The 21,582-nt window shown below is 50.0% G+C and carries 20 protein-coding genes and 4 tRNA genes; 13 read left to right on the forward strand and 11 right to left on the reverse strand.

Going from position 1 to position 21,582, the window contains the following annotated elements:
- Nucleotides 1–46 precede the first annotated feature (46 nt).
- From GCE9029_RS01380 to GCE9029_RS01390, 3 genes are all read left to right on the forward strand, one after another.
- Nucleotides 47–811: a transporter substrate-binding domain-containing protein gene (locus GCE9029_RS01380; RefSeq protein ID WP_062660711.1), complete on the forward strand. Its 765-nt coding sequence runs from the start codon at nt 47–49 to the stop codon at nt 809–811.
- Nucleotides 812–1,105: 294 nt separating this feature from the next.
- The gene (locus tag GCE9029_RS01385) at nt 1,106–1,807 is read left to right on the forward strand and encodes an ABC transporter permease (protein WP_062660712.1); all 702 of its coding nucleotides are present in this window, start codon (nt 1,106–1,108) and stop codon (nt 1,805–1,807) included.
- 11 nt (nt 1,808–1,818) lie between these two features.
- Nucleotides 1,819–2,541 (forward strand): ABC transporter permease, encoded by a 723-nt coding sequence (locus GCE9029_RS01390; protein ID WP_062660713.1) that lies wholly within the window; start codon nt 1,819–1,821, stop codon nt 2,539–2,541.
- A 167-nt stretch (nt 2,542–2,708) separates the two neighbouring features.
- Here the strand turns inward: GCE9029_RS01390 and xthA are convergent, their stop codons facing one another.
- Nucleotides 2,709–3,515, reverse strand: a complete 807-nt coding sequence (gene xthA / locus GCE9029_RS01395; protein WP_062660714.1) for an exodeoxyribonuclease III — start codon at nt 3,513–3,515, stop codon at nt 2,709–2,711.
- A 206-nt stretch (nt 3,516–3,721) separates the two neighbouring features.
- Here xthA and GCE9029_RS01400 point away from each other — a divergent pair, with 206 nt between their 5' ends.
- Both GCE9029_RS01400 and GCE9029_RS01405 read left to right on the forward strand, forming a co-directional pair.
- Nucleotides 3,722–4,156 (forward strand): hypothetical protein, encoded by a 435-nt coding sequence (locus tag GCE9029_RS01400; protein WP_231870012.1) that lies wholly within the window; start codon nt 3,722–3,724, stop codon nt 4,154–4,156.
- A 143-nt stretch (nt 4,157–4,299) separates the two neighbouring features.
- Nucleotides 4,300–5,262 carry a glutathione S-transferase family protein gene (locus GCE9029_RS01405; protein WP_062660715.1) on the forward strand — a complete coding sequence of 321 codons (963 nt, stop codon included), beginning with the start codon at nt 4,300–4,302 and terminating at the stop codon, nt 5,260–5,262.
- A gap of 48 nt (nt 5,263–5,310) precedes the next feature.
- Here GCE9029_RS01405 and GCE9029_RS01410 read toward each other — a convergent pair.
- From GCE9029_RS01410 to GCE9029_RS01425, 4 genes are all read right to left on the reverse strand, one after another.
- Nucleotides 5,311–5,395: transfer RNA gene (locus GCE9029_RS01410), tRNA-Tyr, on the reverse strand.
- 65 nt (nt 5,396–5,460) lie between these two features.
- Nucleotides 5,461–5,545, reverse strand: a tRNA-Tyr gene (locus tag GCE9029_RS01415).
- A 65-nt stretch (nt 5,546–5,610) separates the two neighbouring features.
- Nucleotides 5,611–5,695 (reverse strand) — tRNA-Tyr (locus tag GCE9029_RS01420).
- A gap of 66 nt (nt 5,696–5,761) precedes the next feature.
- A tRNA-Tyr gene (locus tag GCE9029_RS01425) sits at nt 5,762–5,846 on the reverse strand.
- Nucleotides 5,847–6,140: 294 nt separating this feature from the next.
- On the opposite strand from GCE9029_RS01425, the gene GCE9029_RS01430 reads away from it, so the two are divergent.
- The 3 genes from GCE9029_RS01430 to GCE9029_RS01440 all read left to right on the forward strand — a co-directional run bounded on the left by GCE9029_RS01430 (nt 6,141) and on the right by GCE9029_RS01440 (nt 10,775).
- Nucleotides 6,141–7,208: an efflux RND transporter periplasmic adaptor subunit gene (locus tag GCE9029_RS01430; protein ID WP_062660716.1), complete on the forward strand. Its 1,068-nt coding sequence runs from the start codon at nt 6,141–6,143 to the stop codon at nt 7,206–7,208.
- The gene (locus tag GCE9029_RS01435) at nt 7,209–10,337 is read left to right on the forward strand and encodes a multidrug efflux RND transporter permease subunit (RefSeq protein ID WP_062660717.1); all 3,129 of its coding nucleotides are present in this window, start codon (nt 7,209–7,211) and stop codon (nt 10,335–10,337) included.
- Nucleotides 10,338–10,457: 120 nt separating this feature from the next.
- Complete coding sequence (locus tag GCE9029_RS01440) at nt 10,458–10,775, forward strand: DUF1244 domain-containing protein (RefSeq protein WP_062660718.1); 318 nt, start codon at nt 10,458–10,460, stop codon at nt 10,773–10,775.
- Nucleotides 10,776–10,816: 41 nt separating this feature from the next.
- On the opposite strand, the gene GCE9029_RS01445 is transcribed toward GCE9029_RS01440, so the two are convergent.
- The 4 genes from GCE9029_RS01445 to GCE9029_RS01460 all read right to left on the reverse strand — a co-directional run bounded on the left by GCE9029_RS01445 (nt 10,817) and on the right by GCE9029_RS01460 (nt 13,930).
- Nucleotides 10,817–11,323, reverse strand: coding sequence for a peptide-methionine (S)-S-oxide reductase (locus tag GCE9029_RS01445; RefSeq protein WP_062660719.1), 507 nt, complete (start codon nt 11,321–11,323; stop codon nt 10,817–10,819).
- A gap of 150 nt (nt 11,324–11,473) precedes the next feature.
- Nucleotides 11,474–12,160: a 7-cyano-7-deazaguanine synthase QueC gene (gene queC / locus GCE9029_RS01450; RefSeq protein ID WP_062660720.1), complete on the reverse strand. Its 687-nt coding sequence runs from the start codon at nt 12,158–12,160 to the stop codon at nt 11,474–11,476.
- A gap of 95 nt (nt 12,161–12,255) precedes the next feature.
- A complete protein-coding gene (locus tag GCE9029_RS01455) occupies nt 12,256–12,699 on the reverse strand; it encodes a GNAT family N-acetyltransferase (RefSeq protein ID WP_062663084.1) in 444 nt (147 codons plus the stop codon).
- Between the two features lie 160 nt (nt 12,700–12,859).
- Nucleotides 12,860–13,930, reverse strand: a complete 1,071-nt coding sequence (locus GCE9029_RS01460; RefSeq protein ID WP_062660721.1) for a PLP-dependent cysteine synthase family protein — start codon at nt 13,928–13,930, stop codon at nt 12,860–12,862.
- Nucleotides 13,931–14,124: 194 nt separating this feature from the next.
- Here GCE9029_RS01460 and GCE9029_RS01465 point away from each other — a divergent pair, with 194 nt between their 5' ends.
- The 4 genes from GCE9029_RS01465 to GCE9029_RS01480 all read left to right on the forward strand — a co-directional run bounded on the left by GCE9029_RS01465 (nt 14,125) and on the right by GCE9029_RS01480 (nt 18,864).
- Nucleotides 14,125–14,589 (forward strand): Lrp/AsnC family transcriptional regulator, encoded by a 465-nt coding sequence (locus tag GCE9029_RS01465; protein WP_062660722.1) that lies wholly within the window; start codon nt 14,125–14,127, stop codon nt 14,587–14,589.
- Between the two features lie 87 nt (nt 14,590–14,676).
- Nucleotides 14,677–16,422, forward strand: a complete 1,746-nt coding sequence (locus GCE9029_RS01470; protein ID WP_062660723.1) for a SmdA family multidrug ABC transporter permease/ATP-binding protein — start codon at nt 14,677–14,679, stop codon at nt 16,420–16,422.
- On the forward strand, nt 16,419–18,206 hold the full coding sequence (locus tag GCE9029_RS01475; protein ID WP_062660724.1) for an ABC transporter transmembrane domain-containing protein: 1,788 nt from the start codon (nt 16,419–16,421) through the stop codon (nt 18,204–18,206). Before GCE9029_RS01470 ends, GCE9029_RS01475 begins: the two co-directional genes overlap by 4 nt.
- Before the next feature lie 34 nt (nt 18,207–18,240).
- Entirely contained in the window at nt 18,241–18,864 is a 624-nt protein-coding gene (locus GCE9029_RS01480) for a helix-turn-helix domain-containing protein (RefSeq protein WP_062663085.1), read from the forward strand.
- A gap of 9 nt (nt 18,865–18,873) precedes the next feature.
- On the opposite strand, the gene GCE9029_RS01485 is transcribed toward GCE9029_RS01480, so the two are convergent.
- Nucleotides 18,874–19,260 (reverse strand): VOC family protein, encoded by a 387-nt coding sequence (locus tag GCE9029_RS01485; protein WP_231870013.1) that lies wholly within the window; start codon nt 19,258–19,260, stop codon nt 18,874–18,876.
- A gap of 286 nt (nt 19,261–19,546) precedes the next feature.
- Between GCE9029_RS01485 and GCE9029_RS01490 the strand changes: the two genes are divergently transcribed.
- The gene (locus tag GCE9029_RS01490) at nt 19,547–20,470 is read left to right on the forward strand and encodes a porin (protein ID WP_062660725.1); all 924 of its coding nucleotides are present in this window, start codon (nt 19,547–19,549) and stop codon (nt 20,468–20,470) included.
- A gap of 66 nt (nt 20,471–20,536) precedes the next feature.
- Here the strand turns inward: GCE9029_RS01490 and tesB are convergent, their stop codons facing one another.
- Nucleotides 20,537–21,403: an acyl-CoA thioesterase II gene (gene tesB / locus GCE9029_RS01495; RefSeq protein ID WP_062660726.1), complete on the reverse strand. Its 867-nt coding sequence runs from the start codon at nt 21,401–21,403 to the stop codon at nt 20,537–20,539.
- Nucleotides 21,404–21,582: the final 179 nt, after the last annotated feature.

A 21,582-nucleotide genomic window follows, 5' to 3' on the forward strand; every position in this document is an offset into this window, starting at 1 on the left:
AAGGAGTTACGCCATCTGGACAATATTTCCATAAGGAGACAGAAAGATGAAAAAATGGTTAGTTGCTGCTGCTGTTACGGCTGCACTGGGCGCGACAGCGGTTCAGGCAAAAGACTGGAAAGACGTACGCATCGCTGTGGATGTACCTTATGAACCATTCGAATACAAAGCACCAGACGGCACGCTGACTGGTTTCGAAGTGGATCTGGGTAACGCTGTATGTGAAAACGCGAAACTGAACTGTAGCTGGGTTATCCAAGCATGGGACGGCATCATTCCAGGTCTGCAAGCACGTAAGTACGACGTAATTTTCTCGTCAATGTCTATTACTGAAGAGCGTGCCAAGCAGGTACTGTTCTCAGAACCATACTACAACACCCCAAGTGGCTTCTTTGCGCCAAAAGGTTCAGCTCTGAACCCAGCAGATGTAGCATCACTCAAAGGTAAACGTATCGGCGTTCAGCGCGGTACCATCCAAGACAACTATGCGACTGATACTTTCGGCAAAGTAGCCGAAGTGAAGCGTTATACCACAGGTGATGATCTGGTTCTGGATCTGCAGGGTGGTCGTCTGGACATCGTTCTTATCGACTTCCCAGTAGGTGAATCTTCAATTCTGGGTGGTAAAGATGGTGACACCTTCGAAGCAGTGGGCGACAACGTTCAACTGGGTAACGGTGTAGCAGCAGCATTCCGTAAGCGTGATAAAGACCTGGCAGCGATCTTTAACAAGTCTCTGGCAGAAGTGAAAGCTGACGGTACGTATGACGAGATTCGTAAGAAGTATTTCGCCTACGATATCAAAATGTAATCCTGCTTCTTAGTTGGAACGATAGCTGTGTTGCTTGCGCGCGCTCACCCCAATCACATAGGAAACCTATGCTCATGGGGATTCAGGTGCTCGGCGCCTTGCTCTAGCTCCAACTAATTTGCAGGAACTCTGCTAGCTAGAACACATAGCAGATTCATCAGCCCTCTGATTTAGGGAGCTGATAAAGCTCTAGGGGGAGCGGGATTCGCTCCCTTTCGACTGATAAGCGAAAACTGAATACAAGATCCATAAAGCGGTAGTTTCGCTATCGGTTTATTCGTGCAGGAGGAAAGGATGTTAGATCTGCATGGTTATGGCCCTTCCATTTTCATGGGCGCAATATTAACCGTCGAATTGGCGGTGCTTTCTGCTGTGATTGCGGTGTTACTGGGATTGGTGACCGCATTAGCTCGTCTTTCTAAGAACCGTTTTGCCCGTGGTGTGGCGACGGTTTATTCCACCGTGGTTCGGGGTGTACCCGATCTGGTGTTGATGCTGCTGATTTTCTTCGGCGCACAAATCATGATGAACAACTTCTCCGACTGGCTTTACGAAAAGTACGACATCGATATGTTCTTCAATATCGATGAGTTCACAGCCGGTGTTTCGACGATTGGTTTTATCTTCGGTGCCTATATGGCTGAAACCTTCCGCGGTGCATTCCTGGCGGTTGACCGTGGTCAGTTGGAAGCAGGGACTGCATACGGCATGAGCCCTTGGATGATCTTCCGTCGCATCATGTTCCCGCAAATGATGCGCCATGCGCTTCCGGGGATAGGTAACAACTGGCTGGTGCTGGTGAAGACAACAGCACTGGTTTCAGTGATTGGTTTGGCGGACATGACGCGCCTTGCTAAAGAAGCCGCTGGTGCGGTTAACGAACCGTTCAAATTCTTTATTCCGGTAGCAATGGTCTACCTGCTGATCACCTCCATCTCTGAGCTTGGACTCAAGCGTTTGGAGCGTAAGTTCAGTGCTGGTGTAGTAAGAGGCTAAGGAGACACGGAATGTTAGAATCAATTTACGCTTACCTCGACCAAAACGATATCTTCACGTCGACCACCATTCTCCACTATTGGAGTGGTCTGACAGTGACAGTCCAATTGGTGTTTCTGTCCTTGGTGCTGGGTCTTATCCTTTCGGTACCACTGGCGGTAGCGAGAACCTCAAAGAACCCTTGGATTAACCGTCCGGTTTGGATTTACGTTTACATCTTCCGTGGCACACCGCTGCTTATCCAGCTTTACCTGATTTATTACGGTGTGGCGACCATTGAAGGTATTCAACAAAGTATGTTCTGGGCCGTTGTTGAAGATGCTTTCTATCCATGTCTGTTTGCTTTTGTGCTGAACACTGCGGCATACACAACGGAAATTCTGCGTGGTGCCATGGTAGCAACACCTGCGGGTGAAATCGAAGCAGGCAAGGCGTACGGCATGTCGCGCTTTACGATTCTGCGCCGCATCATCTTGCCATCTTCATTCCGTCGCGCACTGCCAGCCTACAGCAACGAAGTTATCTTCATGCTGCATGCAAGCTCGATTGCGTCAGTCGTGACTATCATCGACCTCACAGGCGCAGCAAGGGACATCTACGCACGTTTCTATGCGCCATTTGATGCTTTCCTGTTTGTGGCGGCTATCTACCTGTGTCTGACTTTCGCCATTGTTTATGGCTTTAAACGCCTAGAGCACCGCTGGCATCGACATTTGAGACCGTTGGAGTCGTAGTAAGAGCAGATCCTAGGAAGAGCAGGGTCCTAGGTCCTAGGGAAGAGCCAAAGCGCTCTGTGCAAAGTTCTAGATAATAAAAAACCGCCTATATCGGCGGTTTTTTACTTGCTCCAAAGCTTTTGCTCTTCCTAGGCCCTTTCTTTTCCTAGGACCTAGGTCCTTATCTACTTAAACTCCGCCCAGATCGGGGCGTGGTCGGAAGGTTTCTCGATACCACGCAGCTCGTAATCGATACCCGTATCCGTGCAGTCTGCTGCCAGTGAAGGGGTTGCCAGAATCACGTCGATTCGCAGGCCACGGTTGTCGTCAAAACCGCGGGAGCGGTAATCGAACCACGAGAATTTGTCGTCGACATCTGGGAACTGCTGGCGGAAGGTATCCACAAAGCCCCAGTTCATCAAGGTCGCCAGCATTTCGCGTTCTTCTGGCTGGAAGGAACACTTACCGGTTTTCAGCCAGCGCTTACGGTTCACTTCACCAATACCGATATCCAAATCAATCGGGCTGATGTTGATATCACCCATCACAATCAGTTTCTCGTCATTGCTGTGTGAGGTATTGAGATAGCTCATTAGATCTTTGTAGAACTTGCGCTTGGCAGGGTACTTGGTTTCGTGGGCGATGTTTTCACCCTGAGGGAAGTAACCGTTCAACACTGTCACTTCACTGCCATCAACATTTTTGAACGTTGCCATGATCATACGACGCTGCGCATCTTCCTCGTCGGTCGGAAAGCCTTTTTGCACTTTCAGTGGCTCTTGCTTACAGAGCATTGCAACCCCGTAATGCGCCTTTTGACCATGGAAATAGACTTTGTAGCCCATCGCTTCGACGTCTTCGACAGGAAAGGCTTCATCATGAACCTTGATTTCCTGTAGACCAATCACGTCGGGTTGGTGCTTTTCAATCAGCGCCTGAAGTTGGTGAAGGCGGGCGCGCAATCCATTGATATTAAAAGAAATGACTTTCATGCTGATTTACTTCTCTTTGTCTGAAGTCCGTTGAGTGCTGATCAGTTTATCTGAAATTACAACCGCTCGCAGAACATTAGTGTCTTATTAACGATGCAATTTCGTCCCATTAGTAAAGCGATATCTATTTATTGCAACTATGATTGTAAAGAAAAGAATCTTCGGACACTCAAGGTGTTATCTGTTTTTGAGCGAAGGGAGCGCAGATGATGAACACAGTTTCATTGGTGAAAGTGTCGGTGGCTTCACTGACAATGACTTTGGTAGCAGGGTGCAGTGAGTACGGCGATTTTACACAAGAACAAATTTGTCGGGCGAGTTTGGCTGCTATCAAAGGCAAAAGTCCTTCTATCATGATGGTTGATAAAAAGGTCGTAGAGCCAGAAACGGAAAAGGATGTTTTTCATATCTCCTACAAGCGGCCAGATGATGGCAAGAAATGGCATTATCGCTGCAAAATCGATAAAAAACGTGCGGTTTGGGCGCAAGGGAAAGACGGCCGTTGGCGCGATCAGGCGCAGGATCCCACTATCAGGTTCAAGATAGAAGGTGAAGATATCATGATCAATGAAACCTTCCCTGATGGCAGTACTGCCATGGATATTAGCTTCAGCATTTACATGCTCGGTGGTAAATCCTAACCTCTCCCCCTGATCCCGGTAGCAGTCCCGCCGGGGTCATTTTACTCTTGTTCCAATTTTTCGAACGACTCTGACGAAACCCTCCTGCCGACATCTCCTTATCCTTCTCATATACTCTTCTCAACAAAACAAGGAGATTGGATATGGGCAAATTAGTGGAAGGTGTTTGGCATGACGTCTGGTACGACACCAAATCATCTGGTGGTAAATTCGTGCGTGAGGATGCAGGTTTCCGCTCTTGGGTGACGGCAACCGGTGAAGCGGGTCCAACGGGAGAGAGTGGTTTTAAGGCTGAATCTGGCCGCTATCACCTGTACGTTTCGCTCGCTTGTCCATGGGCACACCGAACGCTGATTTTCCGTAAACTAAAAGGCCTTGAAGAGCACATTACCGTGTCTGTGGTGAGTCCAGACATGATGGAGAAAGGCTGGCAGTTTGATGAGCCTGAGTCACTCTATGGGTTTAACTACATGCATCAGGTTTATACCAAAGCAAAATCAGATTACACCGGACGCGTCACTGTGCCTGTGCTGTGGGATAAGAAAACCGAAACCATTGTCAGTAACGAATCGTCTGAAATCATCCGCATGCTCAACACGGCATTCAACGAGGTGACAGGTATCACGGAGGATTTTTACCCAGAAACGCTGCGTAGTGTGATTGATGAGTGGAACGATTATGTTTACCCAAATATCAACAACGGCGTGTACCGCTGTGGTTTTGCCACCACGCAAGAAGCTTATGAAGAAGCGTTCGACAATCTTTTTGCTGCATTGGACAAATTGGATGCGCATTTGGCGACCAACCGTTACTTGGCGGGCGATCAAATTACCGAGGCAGACTGGCGCGCCTTTACCACGTTGGTGCGTTTTGACCCGGTGTACGTGGGACATTTCAAATGTAACCGTCAGCAGATAGCCCAATATGAGCACATCTTCGGCTATTTGAAAGAGTTATATCAGGTCGCGGGTGTGGCAGAGACAGTGGATATGTACCACATCAAACGTCACTACTATTACAGCCACGCTAACATCAACCCAACCCGTGTTGTGCCAAAAGGCCCGGAGCAGGATTTGATGGCTCCGCATGGTCGCGAAAGCGTTTAGTTCGCAGAAAAGCAAAAAGCCAGCTCGATGAGCTGGCTTTTTTAATGATGGTGGTGGGAGAAGGATTCGAACCTTCGAAGGCGGAGCCGTCAGATTTACAGTCTGATCCCTTTGGCCACTCGGGAATCCCACCACGAGTTATTCTGATTGTGTGCTGCGCTGCGGAAATCAAAAGAACATCGCGACGAAGCTGAAAGATGGTGGTGGGAGAAGGATTCGAACCTTCGAAGGCGGAGCCGTCAGATTTACAGTCTGATCCCTTTGGCCACTCGGGAATCCCACCACGAGTTATTCTGATTGTGTGCTGCGCTGCGGAAATCAAAAGAACATCGCGACGAAGCTGAAAGATGGTGGTGGGAGAAGGATTCGAACCTTCGAAGGCGGAGCCGTCAGATTTACAGTCTGATCCCTTTGGCCACTCGGGAATCCCACCACGAGTTATTCTAGTTGTATGCTGCACCGCGGAAATCAAACGAACATCGCGATGAAGCGCAGTAAATGGTGGTGGGAGAAGGATTCGAACCTTCGAAGGCGGAGCCGTCAGATTTACAGTCTGATCCCTTTGGCCACTCGGGAATCCCACCACGCTGTGCGGGGCGCATATTATCAAACGAAGCATGTCTGTAAAGCACTTTTCTCGAAAATGCTGTGCGTTTGCTGGTTTTTTCGGCGTTGAAACAACCGATTGACAGGAAACCGGGAATTTTACCGAGTTTTGGGAATCCAACCGGGGTTTTATGAGGTACTCAGATGGAATTCAGAGTGCCTCTTTCCGCCAATTGCTTGTAGGCAAATCTTTTACTGAATTTACATTTCTTTACCGCACGCAGGATAGGCATAGAGTAGACTATCGCGAGTTGTTATTTACGGTTAATAAAATGAAAAATAAAGTCCTTTTCGCTGCCGTTGTGTTGCTTGGCTCCGCCGGATATTTTGCCTGGCAGGGTAAAACCGAAGCCGCAGACAAACCTTCAGCGCGTCCTGCAAGACCCGCTATTGCAGTCGCTACTGCCAAAGTTGAATCGCGCCCGGTTGCGCGAAGCCTCTCTTTGATTGGTAACCTAAAGTCCGAAAACTCTGTGGTGATTGCCCCTGAAGTGGCAGGCAAGATTGAAGCGGTTTACGTGAAAGCTGGCCAACAGGTGAAAGAAGGCGACCCGCTGCTGACTCTGGATACGGCCAAATCAGAAGCCGCAGTGGCCGAGGCGCAGGCATTCCACAAAGATGAGCTGCGTAAGCTGAGCGAGTTCTCCAAACTTCACAAGCGCGGTGCGCTGACCAAAACAGAACTGGACGCGCAACAAGCCAGTGTGGACGTTGCCAAAGCGCGTTTGGATGCTGCGAAAGCCGATCTGGATGATCGCTTCATCAAAGCGCCGTTCAGCGGCACTGTTGGTCTCGTGGATATCACCCGTGGCCAGCTAGTGTCAGTAGGCGAGTCGCTGCTGCATCTCGACGATCTTTCCCAAATGCAATTAGACGTGAATGTGCCTGAACAATACCTGTCTGAGCTCAGCAAAGACATCGAAGTCGTAGCTAATTCCAAAGCTTGGCGTAGCAAAACATTTGAAGGTCAACTCTCTGCCGTAGACTCACGCGTGAACAACGACTCCTTAAACCTGCGTGCGCGCATCGACATCAACAATGACGACCGTCTGCTACGCCCGGGTATGATGATGGAAGCGACCATGGGTTTTGCACCTATGGTGAGCGCGGTGATCCCTGTGCAGGCTATTGAGTACTCAGGCACCAAACGCTTTGTGTATTTGGTCGATGAAAAAGGTATTGCGCATCGCACAGAAGTCAAACTTGGTGCGCGTATCGACAACCTGGTGACCGTCGAAAATGGTCTCGAGATTGGCGATCGCATCGTGGTGCAAGGTCTGGTGAGTATGCGAGATGGCACCAAGGTGAATGATTTGACGGCGAAGGGTGAGGGCAAGTAAATGTGGCTCTCAGATGTCTCCGTTAAACGACCTGTTGTCGCGATTGTTCTGAGCCTGCTGCTCCTCGTTTTCGGTATCGTATCCTTCAGCAAGCTTGCCGTGCGTGAATATCCGGATATCGACAGCCCTGTCGTGTCTGTGATGACCCGTTATGCTGGGGCATCCGCCAGCATCATGGAAAGCCAGATCACCCAGGTGCTGGAAGATGAATTGTCTGGCATCAGTGGCATCGAAGAAATTACCTCTGTCAGCCGCAACGGCATGTCGCGTATTACTGTCGAGTTCAACATCGACTGGAATCTGACCGAAGGGGTCAGCGATGTTCGTGATGCAGTCGCACGGGCGCAGCGACGGCTGCCGGATGAAGCCGATGAACCGATAGTGTCCAAGTCCAACGGTTCTGGTGAAGCTTCCATTTACATCAACCTTGCATCACCGGAAATGGACCGCACTCAGCTCACCGAATACGCGCAGCGTGTGCTGGAAGACAAATTCAGCCTGTTGACGGGCGTGAGTTCGGTGGAGCTTTACGGCGCGCTGTACAAAGTGATGTATGTGCGACTCGACCCAGTGCTGATGGCAGGTCGTGGTGTCACAACCTCAGATATTACTTCGACGCTTCGCCGCGAAAACCTTGAAAGTCCGGGCGGTGAAATCCGCAACGATGTCACCAAGATGACCGTGCGTACAGAACGCTTGTATCAGACACCGGAAGATTTCGATTATCTGGTGGTTCGCACTGCTAACGATGGCAGCCCGATCTACCTCAAGGACGTCGCAGACGTTTATATTGGCTCCCAAAACGAAAACGCTACCTATAAAAACAACGGCGTGAATAACCTCAGCCTCGGTATTGTGCCGCAGTCTGATGCCAACCCATTGAACGTAGCCATTGCCGTTCGTGAACTGGTGGATGAGTTCCAGCCTTTCTTACCAGAAGGGGCGAAGCTTTGGGTCGACTATGACTCCACCGTCTTTATCGAACGTTCGATTGATGAGGTATACAGCACCCTGTTTGTCACAGGCGCGCTGGTGGTTCTGGTGCTCTACATCTTCATCGGTCAGGCGAGGGCGACGCTGATCCCGGCGGTAACGGTTCCGGTTTCCCTGATTTCTGCTTTTATCGCCGCTTACTTCTTTGGCTTCTCAATTAACCTGTTGACCTTGATGGCGCTGATTCTGGCTATCGGTCTGGTGGTCGACGACGCCATCGTGGTCGTGGAAAACATGTTCCACCACATTGAAAAGGGGGAAACCCCGCTGGTGGCGGCATTTAAAGGGACCCGCGAAGTTGGCTTTGCTGTGGTGGCGACCACTGCAGTACTGGTGATGGTATTCCTGCCAATTTCCTTTATGGAAGGTATGGTCGGCAAGCTGTTTACTGAGTTTTCTGTGCTGTTGGCGATGTCAGTGATTTTCTCATCAATCGTCGCACTGACGCTCACCCCAGTACTCGGCAGCAAAATTCTGAAAGCCAACGTGAAACGTGGCGCTTTTAACCGCATGGTCGATAACTTCTTTGAGAAGTTTGAGAACGGCTATCGCTCAGCGGTGACGATGGCAGTGAAAGCTCGCTTTGTTGCGCCACTGATCATCCTCGCCTGTATCGGCGGCAGTGCTTACTTAATGAAAAACCTGCCAGCGCAACTGGTTCCGCAGGAAGACCGCGGAGTCCTGATGGCGTTTGTGAAAGGGGCTGAAGGTACTGCATACAACCGTATGGTCGGTAACATGGAAGAGGTTGAACGTCGTTTGATGCCATTGGTAGAAAAAGGCCTTTTGACTTCTATCAGTATGCAGGCGCCAGCGTTTGGCGGAATGGCTGGCGACCAGACAGGTTTCGTAATTATGCAGCTCGAAGACTGGGATAACCGTGACCAGACTGCAGCACAAGCGCTGGGCGAAGTACGTAAAGCGCTGGGCGGTATCCCGGATATTTTCGTGCGCGCCTTTATGCCCGGTTTCCGTGGTGGTTCGAGCGAGCCTGTTCAGTTCATTCTAGGCGGCCCTGACTATCAGGAGTTGAACAAGTGGGCGCAAGTGTTGCTGGATGAAGCCAAAGCAAGCCCTATCCTTCAGGGCGCAGATCTGGATTACGCGGAAACCACGCCAGAGCTGCTAGTCAGCATTGATCGCAAGCGTGCGGCTGAACTGGGCATCAGTGCAGATGAAGTCTCCAACACCATGGAAATCATGCTGGGTGGCAAGAGCGAAACCACTTTTGTTGACCGTGGTGAAGAGTTCGACGTTTATCTACGTGGTGACGAAGCTCGTTTCAACAGTAAGGATGACATTAGCCAAATCTACATGCGCACCCGCAATGGCGATCTGGTGAGCCTTGATACCTTGGCAGACGTGGAAGAGGTGGCCTCTGCTCAAACGCTACGCCACTTCAATAAACAAAAGTCGATCACCTTAAAAGCCAACCTTGGCGATGGTTATACCCTGGGCAATGCGTTGGACTTTCTTGATGCTAAGGCGATTGAGTTGCTGCCAGCGGATATCACCATCAGTTATGCAGGTGAATCGGCAGAGTTTAAAGATAACCAAAGCAGCATTCTGATCGTATTCGGCTTGGCTCTGTTGGTGGCTTATCTGGTTCTGGCGGCGCAATTTGAAAGCTTTGTAAACCCGCTGGTGGTCATGTTGACAGTACCTATGGGTATCTTTGGTGGTTTTGTTGGCCTTTGGCTGACTAATCAGGGACTCAACATCTACTCGCAGATCGGCATGATCATGTTGATCGGTATGGTGACCAAAAACGGTATTCTTATCGTCGAATTTGCCAACCAGCTTCGTGACCGCGGCGAACCGTTTGAGAAAGCGATTATCGACGCTTCCGTGCGCCGTCTTCGCCCTATTATGATGACAGCATTTACCACCATTATCGGTGCTATCCCGCTGATCATTTCGACAGGGGCAGGCTACGAAAGCCGTGTGGCGGTAGGTACGGTCATTTTTGCAGGTATGGCATTTGCGACAGCGGTTACCCTATTCGTTATCCCAGCGATGTATCGCTTGTTGTCTGTTAAGACACATTCGCCGGGCTATGTGGAAGCACAGCTCAATGCTGAGCTTGAGAAATTCAAGCCACACCGTCCTGGTCATGGAGACTTTGAGCCGCACTGATGAATACAAAGGAAGAGCAGGCCCTAGAATCCTAGGTCTGCTCTTTTGTTTTCCAGCGTCCGTTGGTATGTTTTACAACCATAGACCTCGAATAAATAACGAAGATAAAGGAAGCCAGTCATGTCGGATAAACTGACCCAAGAACAACAAGATCAGTTGGATGCAGCAACGTTTCGTCGTTTCCTGTCTCATCTGGATAATCATAAAGAAGTGCAGAACATTGATCTGATGATCCTGGCTGACTTCTGTCGTAACTGTCTGGGCAAATGGTACAAAGCCGAAGCTGATAACGCTGGCATTGAAGTGAGTGACGAAGAAGCGCGTGAGCGCGTTTATGGTATGCCTTACAGCGAGTGGAAAGCCAACCACCAACTGCCGGCGACGGATGAGCAAATGGCGGCATTCAACGCACGCCAGAAAGCCAAAGAAGGTAAGTAAGCCTCGACCTAAAAGAGAAAAGCGCCGCTAGGGCGCTTTTTTTATGCAGTTTCGCCGGAAAGGTAGGCGAATGCATTACGGCTTAGTAACTGCGGATAGAGCTCTTTCAACACATCCATTTTGGGTGCAATTACGCGACGACAAAAGGGCTTTGCGGGATTACGCCAGAAGTAGTTCTGTTGGCGCGCTGGTGTAGGATAAAACGCCACCATAGGCGCAACTTGGGTGACCACAGGTTTCACATAATCAGAAGCGGCGCTTTCCAGTGCTTTCGAGCATTTGTCTATGTGCGCCGTATTGGTCGGATAGACTGCACTCGGGTAGCTTTCCCGAAATGAATGATTTGATGTGCAAGCGTGTGAGTCCAAATGCACACGAATCACATCCTCCAGCGAGATCTCTTCCTCATCGATACGGAATAATACCGCCTCAACATGCTTACGATCTTCCGTGACTAAAAATCCCTGTTCGACATTCGACACGCCTTTTAACGCGTTGAAGATGGCTTCCATGCACCAGTAACAAGTACCACTGACAGCAAGATACATATCGCCTCCCATTGAACAGAACAAAATAGGTATAGAGTAGAACCGGAGATAAGGCGTTATTCTTTCACGTAGGGTTATTAGGGGATAAGAAGAGATATAAAAATGCCTCCCACAGATGGAGAGGCATTAAGCATTTAGAGAGGTATTTTATTAGGCGCTTTTGCTATCCAGCGACGCCATCACGTTTTCTTTGTCTTCGAGGTAGCTGTCCAGACCTTTCTGGCGAAGGTCACAGGCAGGGCAATCGCCACAGCCTTTACCAATCACGCCGTTGTAGCAGGTTAAGGTATGGTCACGTACAAATTCCAGCTTGCCGTATTTGTCTGCCAGTGCCCAGGTCTCTGCCTTGTTCAACCACATCAGCGGCGTGCGGATTTCAAGCTCGCGATCCATCCCCAGAACCAATGACTTATTCATTGCCTGTACAAAGTCATTGCGGCAATCAGGGTAGCCAGAGAAGTCTGTTTCACACACACCGGTGATCACGGTTTGTGCGCCCAATTGATAGGCGTAAATCCCTGCCAGTGTCAGAAACAGAATATTGCGACCCGGCACGAAGGAGTTTGGCAGGCCATTTTCCTGAAGCTCGTGAGAAACCGGAATGTTGTCACGGGTCAGCGAACTGATCGCCAGTTCATTCAGCAGGCCAACGTCCATCACTTTGTGCGAAGTGGCACCCAGCGCGTTGGCAACGTCGCGCGCGACGTCGATTTCCTGCTTGTGGCGTTGGTTGTAGTCGAAGGTAATACAATGCACTTCGTCAAACTCAGACAACGCTTGGATTAAGCAGGTGGTTGAATCCTGTCCGCCACTAAAGACGACAACAGCTTTTTTCATGGCTACATCCTTTACCGGAAAGATGGTTTGTTGGAGCAGGAGTTTAGCTTAACTGTTTGTCGAGCTCTATGGCCGCGTGATAATTGCCTGTGTGTTCATACGCTGAGGAAGTAGTGAGAGTAGGTCTCATCCTTAACGTAACCCAAGGACTCATAAAGCCTTTGTGCGCCAGTGTTGTCCGGTGCAGTTTCCAGAGCCAACCCATTCGCACCTGTTTCAATCGCCAGTGCTTTAGCTTCGTCTAACAGTGCTTTCCCTATGCCTTTACCTCGCTGGGAGTCCAGCACAAATAGGTCATTTAGAATCCAGCTTTTAGTCGCGGAGACCGATGAGAAAGTAGGGTATAGCTGAGTGAATCCGACAGCATGTCCGGCTTCATCTCTGGCAATAAAAATGGTTGAATCCCGGTTTTCAAGGCGGGAATGAATGAAGCTGCACGCGAGGTCGATGTCACTTTCTTTACCATAGAACATACGGTAGAGGTTAAAAAGATAGGCGACGGCATTGACGTCTTCGAGTGTTGCTTTGGAGATGGTCATAACAAAAAGTGCTGGTGGAGGAATCAGCGTGCCAGAATGGCATGTGGAATCGATGAGGGTCAGTGCATTTACACCTTTGTTGAATGGCTTTCGAGAGAGATCCCGTCGGATTGAAAAATGAAAGCGCACCGAAGTGCGCTCTTACTCATGTTTATTTCAATCACCCTAACTTCTTAAGGTATTCCAGCGTTGGTGCAATATCACCAATGTTCGTGTTCACCCACTCTTCATTGAAATAGGTATCCAGATAGCGTTCGCCACTGTCGCAAAGCAGAGTGACGATAGACCCTTTTTCACCGCGTGATTGCATTTCTTCTGCCAGCATCAAAGCGCCATAAAGGTTGGTGCCTGTTGATGCCCCCGCTTTGCGGCCAAGAATGTTCTCCAGCCAATGCACCGTGCCAACACTGTCTACGTCTTTGATGGTTTCCATACGGTCAATCACGCCTGGGATGAAGCTTGGTTCAACGCGAGGGCGGCCGATGCCTTCGATTTTGCCGCCGCGATCCAGAGTCAGTGACTGATCGCCTGTTTTATAGAAATCATGGAAAACCGAGTTTTCTGGGTCAACCGCCATCAATTGTGTGTGTTGGCAACGGTAGCGGATGAAACGTCCAATGGTGGCTGAAGTACCGCCGGTGCCCGGGCTCATCACAATCCAGTTTGGCACAGGGTAACGCTCGTACTTCATCTGACTAAAAATGCTGTTGGCGATATTGTTGTTACTGCGCCAGTCGGTGGCGCGCTCAGCGTAGGTGAATTGGTCCATGTAGTGGCCATTCAGTTCCTGCGCAAGGCGGCGTGACTCTGCATAGATTTCGTCAGAGCGATCCACAAAGTGCGCTTCGCCGCCGTAGAACTGAATTTGTTCGATTTTCTTTTTCGCTGTCGTTCGCGGTACTACAGCGATAAAGCGAAGGCCAAGCAAGCGGGCGAAGTAAGCCTCAGAGATCGCGGTGCTGCCAGAGGACGATTCAATGATCGTGGTGTCTTCTTTGATCCAGCCGTTACACAAAGCGTAAAGGAAAAGGGAGCGTGCAAGGCGGTGTTTCAGGCTGCCTGTTGGATGGGTGCTTTCATCTTTCAGGTAGATGTCGATCTCCGGGAAGTACGGCAGATCCAGCTTGATCAGGTGGGTATCCGCTGAACGTTGGAAATCCGCTTCGATTTTACGAATTGCGTCGCAAACCCAGTGTGAGGAATTAGCAGGGACGTTTACTTCAGTCATCATTGGCTTACTTCATAATAATCAAGGTTATACCAACAATATAATCCTAGATGCGAAGTAAAGTTTTGCCATTTTTCGTCTAAATGTCGCTCGTTATAGAAATTTATTCTATCATTGGCATAGAAAAAGAAAATATTTCTCTCTACTGTCTTAAGAGGGGATTTTTTGCCTCTTATCGCGGAAATGGTAAAGCAGTCATGACAATTTCACTGGATAATGTAGATCGCCAATTGTTAGATTGGTTACAACGCGACGCGTCATTGTCGCTGTCAGATCTGGCCGAACGGGTAAACCTCACTACCACGCCTTGTTGGAAACGTCTCAAACGTCTTGAAGAAAGTGGCATCTTGCAAAAGCGTGTCGCCCTTCTAGACCCCGAAGCGTTGGGGCTCTCGTTCACGGCTTTTGTCCAAATAAAAACCTCAAACCACTCTGAAACCTGGTACCGCAAGTTTGCGGATGTCGTTACCCCATTTGCCGAAGTGATGGAATGCTATCGCATGGCGGGTGAATACGACTACATGTTAAAGGTGCAGGTGGCAGACATGGCGGCGTTTGACCGCTTCTATAAAAAGCTGGTGAACAGTATTGATGGCTTGACCAACGTGACGTCGACGTTCGCGATGGAGCCATTGAAATACACCACCGCGTTACCGCTCTAAAAAGACTCAGCATACAAAAGCTTGAGCAATAAAAGTCAGGCAAGTCAGAGACCTGAAAAGTAAGTTGGCTCGCGCAGGGGAGGATGAATGCGCATATTTTTGGAACTCGGGTGGTTTTTCCGAATGGCGTGGAAACGCTATGTCGGCGCCATTGTACTCTTATTTTTCGTCGCCGGTTTTGAACTGATCCCGCCGAAAGCCATTGGTTGGCTGGTGGACGGTGTCATGGCAGGCGATATCAGCAAAAACCAAATGTTTATTGCGCTTGGGGCGATCGTTGCGCTTTGGGTCGTGGTGTATTTCATGCGCGTTGTCTGGCGCGTGTGGCTGTTTGGCGCTGCGGCGCAACTCGGCACCGTGCTTCGAGACAAGCTCTATCAGCACTTTACCCGCCATGCGCCTCGCTTCTTTGAGCGCTACCGCACGGGCGATTTGATGGCGCGATCCACCAATGATGTGAAGGCCGTAGTGATGACGGCGGGCGAAGGCGTATTAACGCTGGCGGACTCGTTGATCATGGGGATTGCGGTGTTGATAGTCATGACCACCACCATCAGCTGGGAACTCACCCTGCTGGCGCTGGCACCTATGCCTGTGATGGCAATCATGGTGAACCGCTTTGGTCGACAACTCCACCATAGATTCAGTGCCTCACAGGAGGCATTTTCATCGCTGTCGGAAGAAACCCAATCGTCGCTCAATGGTATTCGGATGATCCGTGCGTTTGGGTTGGAGTCCCAGCAGGTTGACCGCTTTAACGCGGTAGCGGATGACACGGGCGAAAAGAACATGGCTGTTGCAAAAGTCGATGCCATGTTTGACCCAGTAATCTTCCTGACCATTGGCACCTCGTTTTTCTGCTCGATTGCAGGTGGTGGTTACATGGTGGCAAATGGCACCTTAACCTTGGGCGAGCTGACCGCATTTACCCTTTATCAAGGCTTGATGATCTGGCCGATGCTGGCCGTTGCCTGGTTGTTTAACATCATCGAACGCGGTTCGGCTGCGTGGAAGCGTATTAAAGAGTTACTGGAAGAAAAACCGGACTTGGTGGACGGCGAAAAAGCCTTACCTGTAGAACGTGAAACCCTAACTATTGCTATTGATCAGTTCACTTGGCGCGGTCATGACATTCCAGCGCTTCGAGATGTGAACGTTGAATTAGCACCCGGAAAAATGCTGGGTGTGGCGGGGCCAGTGGGCAGTGGTAAAACCACCATTCTGTCTTTGATGCTTCGCTTGGAAGACCCTGTTCAGGGTCGCGTAAGCTATGGCGGTACAGACCTTCGCGATTTCAAGCTGGGCGAGTGGCGCGGCAAGCTGGCGGTTGTTACGCAGGCACCGTTTTTGTTTTCCCGCAGCATTGCCGACAACATTGCGCTCGGTAAGCCAGACGCAACACGTGAAGAAATCCGTGAAGCGGCGAAGCTGGCTTGTATTGATGAAGACATCATGCAGTTCCCGGAAGGCTATGAAACGCTGGTGGGAGAAAAGGGTATTACGCTTTCCGGTGGTCAAAAGCAGCGGATTTCTATTGCCCGTGCTTTGTTGCTGGATGCGGAAATTCTGGTACTGGACGATGCCCTGTCAGCGGTGGATGGCCGCACTGAGCATCACATTCTGAAAAACCTTCACGACCGCGCACAGCACCAGACCACCGTGGTGATTGCACACCGTTTATCGGCGTTGGAATCGGCGGATGAGATCATCGTGTTGCAAAAAGGGCATATTGAGGAGCGTGGCACACACAAAGCCTTGGTGAATGCCAACGGCTGGTATGCCGAAATGCAGCGTTATCAGCAACTCGAACAAGCACTGGAGGGGGCGCTATGAGTAAACGTGAAACCCTAAAACGCCTTCTGAGTTATCTGCTCAATGACAAAGCCGGTTTTGCGGTGGCGGCTATTTTCCTGCTGTTTGCAGTGGTGGCTGATGTCAGCGGCCCGTGGTTGATTCGAATCTTCCTCGATGATTATGTCGCTCAGGATTACTATCCACCGAATGTTCTTTGGGGGTTGGCCTTGGCCTATATTGCGGTCACGGTACTCTCGGGTCTGTTGCACTACGCCTATGGCATCCGGTTTAGTCGTATCGCGATTGAAATCGTCCAAACCATTCGTAAGCGTGTGTATGCCAGCATCATCAACCAGCCGTTGTCGGCGTTTGATTATGTGCCAGCAGGTAAATTGGTCTCGCGCGTCACCAACGACACCGAATCGCTGAAAGAGCTTTACGTGCAAGTGGTCGCGAGTTTCCTGCAAGCGACAGCGCTGATCATCGCCATGCTGACGGCCATGTACTTATTGAGCCCGACACTCACGGTTGTGGTGGCGATTCTTATCCCTTCCGTGGTTTTGGTGATGTACTACTACCAACGCCGTTCGTCACCCGCTTACCGTGACTCGCGCGACTTGCTGACTGACATTAACAGTGTGATGAGTGAGTCGATTCAGGGGATGAGCCTGATTCAGTTGATGGGACAGGAGCAGCGTTTTTCAGAGCGCTTTGCTGATTTAACTGAGCAACACTTCAACACCGAAGTTCGCATCGTGAAAATCAACGGCATTTACCTGCGCCCGCTGATTGATTTGATGTCTGGTGTGGCACTGATCTCGCTGGCTGCGCTGTTTGGCTGGCACGGCAATGAGTTGATTGGTGTGGGCGTGCTTTACGCTTTTATCAGTTACCTGGGCCGAGTCACTGAGCCATTGATAGAACTGATGCAGCGTTTGTCTTTGCTGCAACAGGCGATCATGGCGGGCGAGCGCCTGTTCGAGCTGATGGATGCCAAACAACATGTCTATGGTGACGACGACCGCGCCATTGAGTCTGGCACCATTGATATCGAAGGGCTGAACTTCAGCTATGACAGTAAAACGCAGGTGCTGACCGATGTGAATGTCTCGGTCAAAGAAGGCGGCTTCTTAGCTTTGGTCGGGCATACGGGTAGTGGCAAAAGCACGCTGGCTTCTTTGCTGATGGGCTTTTATCCGGTGCAAAAGGGAGCATTGAAACTGGGTGGCAGAGAGCTCTCGACCCTGACCCAAAACGCGCTCCGCTCTGGCATTGCTATGGTACAGCAAGACCCGCATGTCCTCTCTGATACCTTCCGCGCCAATGTGAGCCTTGGCCGTGATATTTCAGATGAAGCGATTTGGCAGGCGTTGGAACAGGTCGATTTAGCGGACTATGTGAAGCAACTACCATCTGGTTTGGATACTGCGATTGGTACCGGCGATATTACGCTTTCCGCGGGTCAGAAGCAGCTTCTGGCGCTGGCTCGAGTGCTGGTGGATAAGCCGCGTATCCTGATTCTGGATGAAGCGACTGCCAACATTGACTCCGGCACCGAAGAGCGTGTGCAGCAAGCACTGGCAGCACTGCGAAATACCATGACCATTGTGGTGATCGCGCACCGTCTTTCGACCATTGCCGATGCGGACAACATTCTGGTGCTGCATCGTGGGCATGTGGAAGAGCAGGGTAATCATCAGCAGCTTTTGGCGAATAAAGGTCGTTACTGGCAGATGTACGAGCTGCAGCAAACCCGGGCACATCTGGAAGAGCTGGAGCAAATTGCCTGTGGTGAGACAGAAACGCACGAAGGTATTGCCTAAGCTAAAAGGTAGTTCAATGCCGGGCGGGGAGAGCATGGAAAGCATCATCGATATCTGGACATCTAATCCGACAGAAAAAGGGACTACCTATGTGGTGCCTGACGGTTGCCGTGATGTGATTGTGACAGAAATCGATGGTATGCAGCAGGTGCATGTCTCCTCGCTGTTTGAAGCCACTATTGATGTTGATATAACGCCAAACGCAAAAATGACAGGCTATCGCTTGGCACCGGGAACATGGGTGGACGAAAGCCAATTAATGGCCGCCACCGGAAAAGACATCGATGATCTTTTCGATAAGATTAATGCCTTTTCACGTCGCTGTAGCAATGTCGATGAGGCGCTTTTCAGCCTAGGCGAGCGGTTGGGTTCTGTGGCTGATATTTCACGTTCACTTGGTGTGAGTGAGCGAACCTTGCAAAGGCATCTGCTCAAACACAGCGGAAAATCTCCCCAATTCTGGTTGCAATTGGCAAGGGCAAGACAAAGTGCCCGTGCCATTGCCGAGGGTGCACCATTGATTGATACAGCCTTTGATTTTGGCTATGCCGATCAGGCGCACCTCAGCCGCGAAATTAAACGCTGGTTTGGCGTCACACCAAGTGAACTACTCCTCAGAAAAGATCTTACTGTACAGCTTTACGTTCCCGGTTATTGAAGGCCAAGGTTAACCTGCCACGGCGGTACAAATCTCTACCAGATACCCATTCAAATCGCGTACGTAAGCGGTGGTTTGTCCCCAGGGCATTTCTTCAACTTTCTGCACCAACTCCGCTCCTGTTTTCAGCGCATTGGCAAGGTTTCCCGCCACATCATCGGTCTCAAAGGCGATTTCAAAGTTGGGTGAATGCGGGTTTCCAGAACTTGGGTGTTTGCCGAGCGAAGTCATCAGCGCTAGTGATGAAAAAGAGAGTTTGGTGTCGCCGGTGTTCAGCTCGCCATAATCGCCGCTTTCATGCAGAAAGGCGCGTTCCAGTCCGAAGGCTTGTTCATAGAACGCCAATGTTTGTTCAACGTTTTCAACATACATAATCGTGTATCGAAATTTCATCATTTCCTCTCCTTGTTGTTGTTTTATCCATTCTGTCTTTTAGTGGAAAAGGTGTCTTGAAGATTTCCGACAGCCTAGAACGAAAGATATGCCTCGTAACTTTCAGTGTGATGAATGTCCCGAAATTTCAATGTATTGAGAGGTCAGTCGATAGTCATCATTTGGTCATTCCGGTGGAACATAAACGTCACCCGACAGAAACCGAACTGTCATTTTTTAGCCCTACCTTAGCCCCCGCTTTTTCTTTATTGGGCAAGAAAGCCCCTCAAATACAATAAGGTAGTAAGAAATGAAAAACGCAGCGTTAACCTCTGCAATGCTTATCGCACTGGCTTCAACTTCTTCTTTCGCGGCGACGGTATACGACAGCGAAGGCACGTATCTGAAAGTCGGTGGCCGTGCTGAAGCGCGCTTCAACGTTTCTGACAACAATGAGAGCGACACCAACAGCTCTTTTGAAGATAAATCCCGCGCGCGCTTTAACCTGAAAGGTAAAACAGAAATCACTGAAGGCCTCTACGGTTTTGGTAAATACGAAGCAGAGTTCAGCGACAGCGATAGCCTGAAAAACCGCTACATCTTCGCTGGTTTTGGTACGTCGGCCGGTGAGTTTTCTTACGGTAAGCAAGACTCTGCGCAGGTTCAGCTGACTGACATTACCGATGTGATGGCTACCTTTGGTGGTGACGCAGCAGATTTGGTTTCAGGCAACAAAGATAAGCGTGAGAATAACTTCCTGTATGCTGGCGAGTTCGATGCATTGTCTATTCAAGCCAACTACATTGCAGCAGATGAGAAAGACGCGGATAGCTATGGTATTTCTGCATTGTATGGCTTTGGCGTAGTGAGTCTGGGGGCGGGTTATGTGTCTCAGGATGCGGGTACAGACAGTGATGACCAAATTAACTTGGCAGCTGAATACTCACAAAACGGCTTCACGTTGGGCGCACTCTACACAGTGGGTTCAAAAAGCAACCAAGACTACACTGGCTATGAAGTAGCGGCACAATACAAAGCGACCAAGAAACTGAAGCTAGTAGCGGTATATAACTTCGGTGAGTACGACGACACCAATACCGAAGAAGCAAACAACTTTGCTGCTGAAGCGGTTTACAAATTCAACAGTAACTTCCGCGCTTACGCGGGCTACAAATTCGAAGGCCTTGATGGTCAAGATGACGAGCTGCAAGCCGGTATGCGTTACGACTTCTAAGTTAATCGCGTGAAAACAGAAAAGGCCAGCATTACGCTGGCCTTTGTTCATTCTGAGTTCTACATATTATGCCTTCGGGCTTTTCCGCATCAAACCTTCCTGAACTGCAGAAGCGACCAGTTCACCTTTCTGGTTATAAATCTCGCCACGCACCAAACCGCGTGAACCACTGGCTGATGGGCTATCAATCGCGAACAGTAGCCATTCATCCATACGAAATTCGCGGTGGAACCACATCGCATGGTCAATGGTGGCGACTTTCAACCCTGGCGTCATCAGGGTTACGCCATGAGGCTGCAATGCGGTGACCAAGAAGCCCCAGTCCGACGCGTAGGCCAGCAGATATTGGTGAACGCGCGGGTCGTCGACCATCTTGCCATTGGTTCGGATCCAAAGGTATTGCTTGGCTTCCTGTTTTTCAGGGGCAAGAGGGTTCACCACAACGGCCGGACGAACTTCAATCGGGCGGTCACCACCAAAGGTTTCAATCACCTTTTTCGGCAAATGCTGAGCGATAGAGTCGACCAGTTCTTTTTCTGACATCAAGCCTTCTGGTCCCGGCACTTGCGGCATGGCGAACTGGTGCTCATACCCTGGTTCATTCTTATGATAAGAAGCGGTCAGGTAGAAAATCGGTTTTCCGTACTGCACGGCTTTTACGCGACGGGTACTGAAGCTTTGACCATCACGCAAATTTTCTACGTCATAAACGATAGGTTTTTCTGGGTCGCCGGGGCGAAGGAAATAGCTGTGGAAGGAATGCACAAAACGGTCGCTCTCGACAGTGCCTTTGGCGGCAGAAAGTGCCTGACCAATCACCTGACCGCCATAAACCTGAGGCAAGCCAAGGTTTTCGCTCTGTCCACGATAAAGCCCTTCTTCAATCTGCTCGAGCTTAAGCAAAGCCAGCAGTTCTTCCAATTTCGTACTCATAATTCCTCTTTAAGCCAGTCTGACGTCATATTGTTGTTTGTTTTGACAGAAAAATGACAGATCGCTCTCATCATGTCGTTTATTTCGAACTTATTCAGCATGTATGCTCTCTAACCTTGCGAGGTGACATACATTACTCTGCCTTACGCGACAACCAGTGGATGTTGAAAGGTGTGATC

Origin of the sequence: Grimontia celer (assembly GCF_900055185.1) — a bacterium.
GTDB lineage: Bacteria > Pseudomonadota > Gammaproteobacteria > Enterobacterales > Vibrionaceae > Enterovibrio > Enterovibrio celer.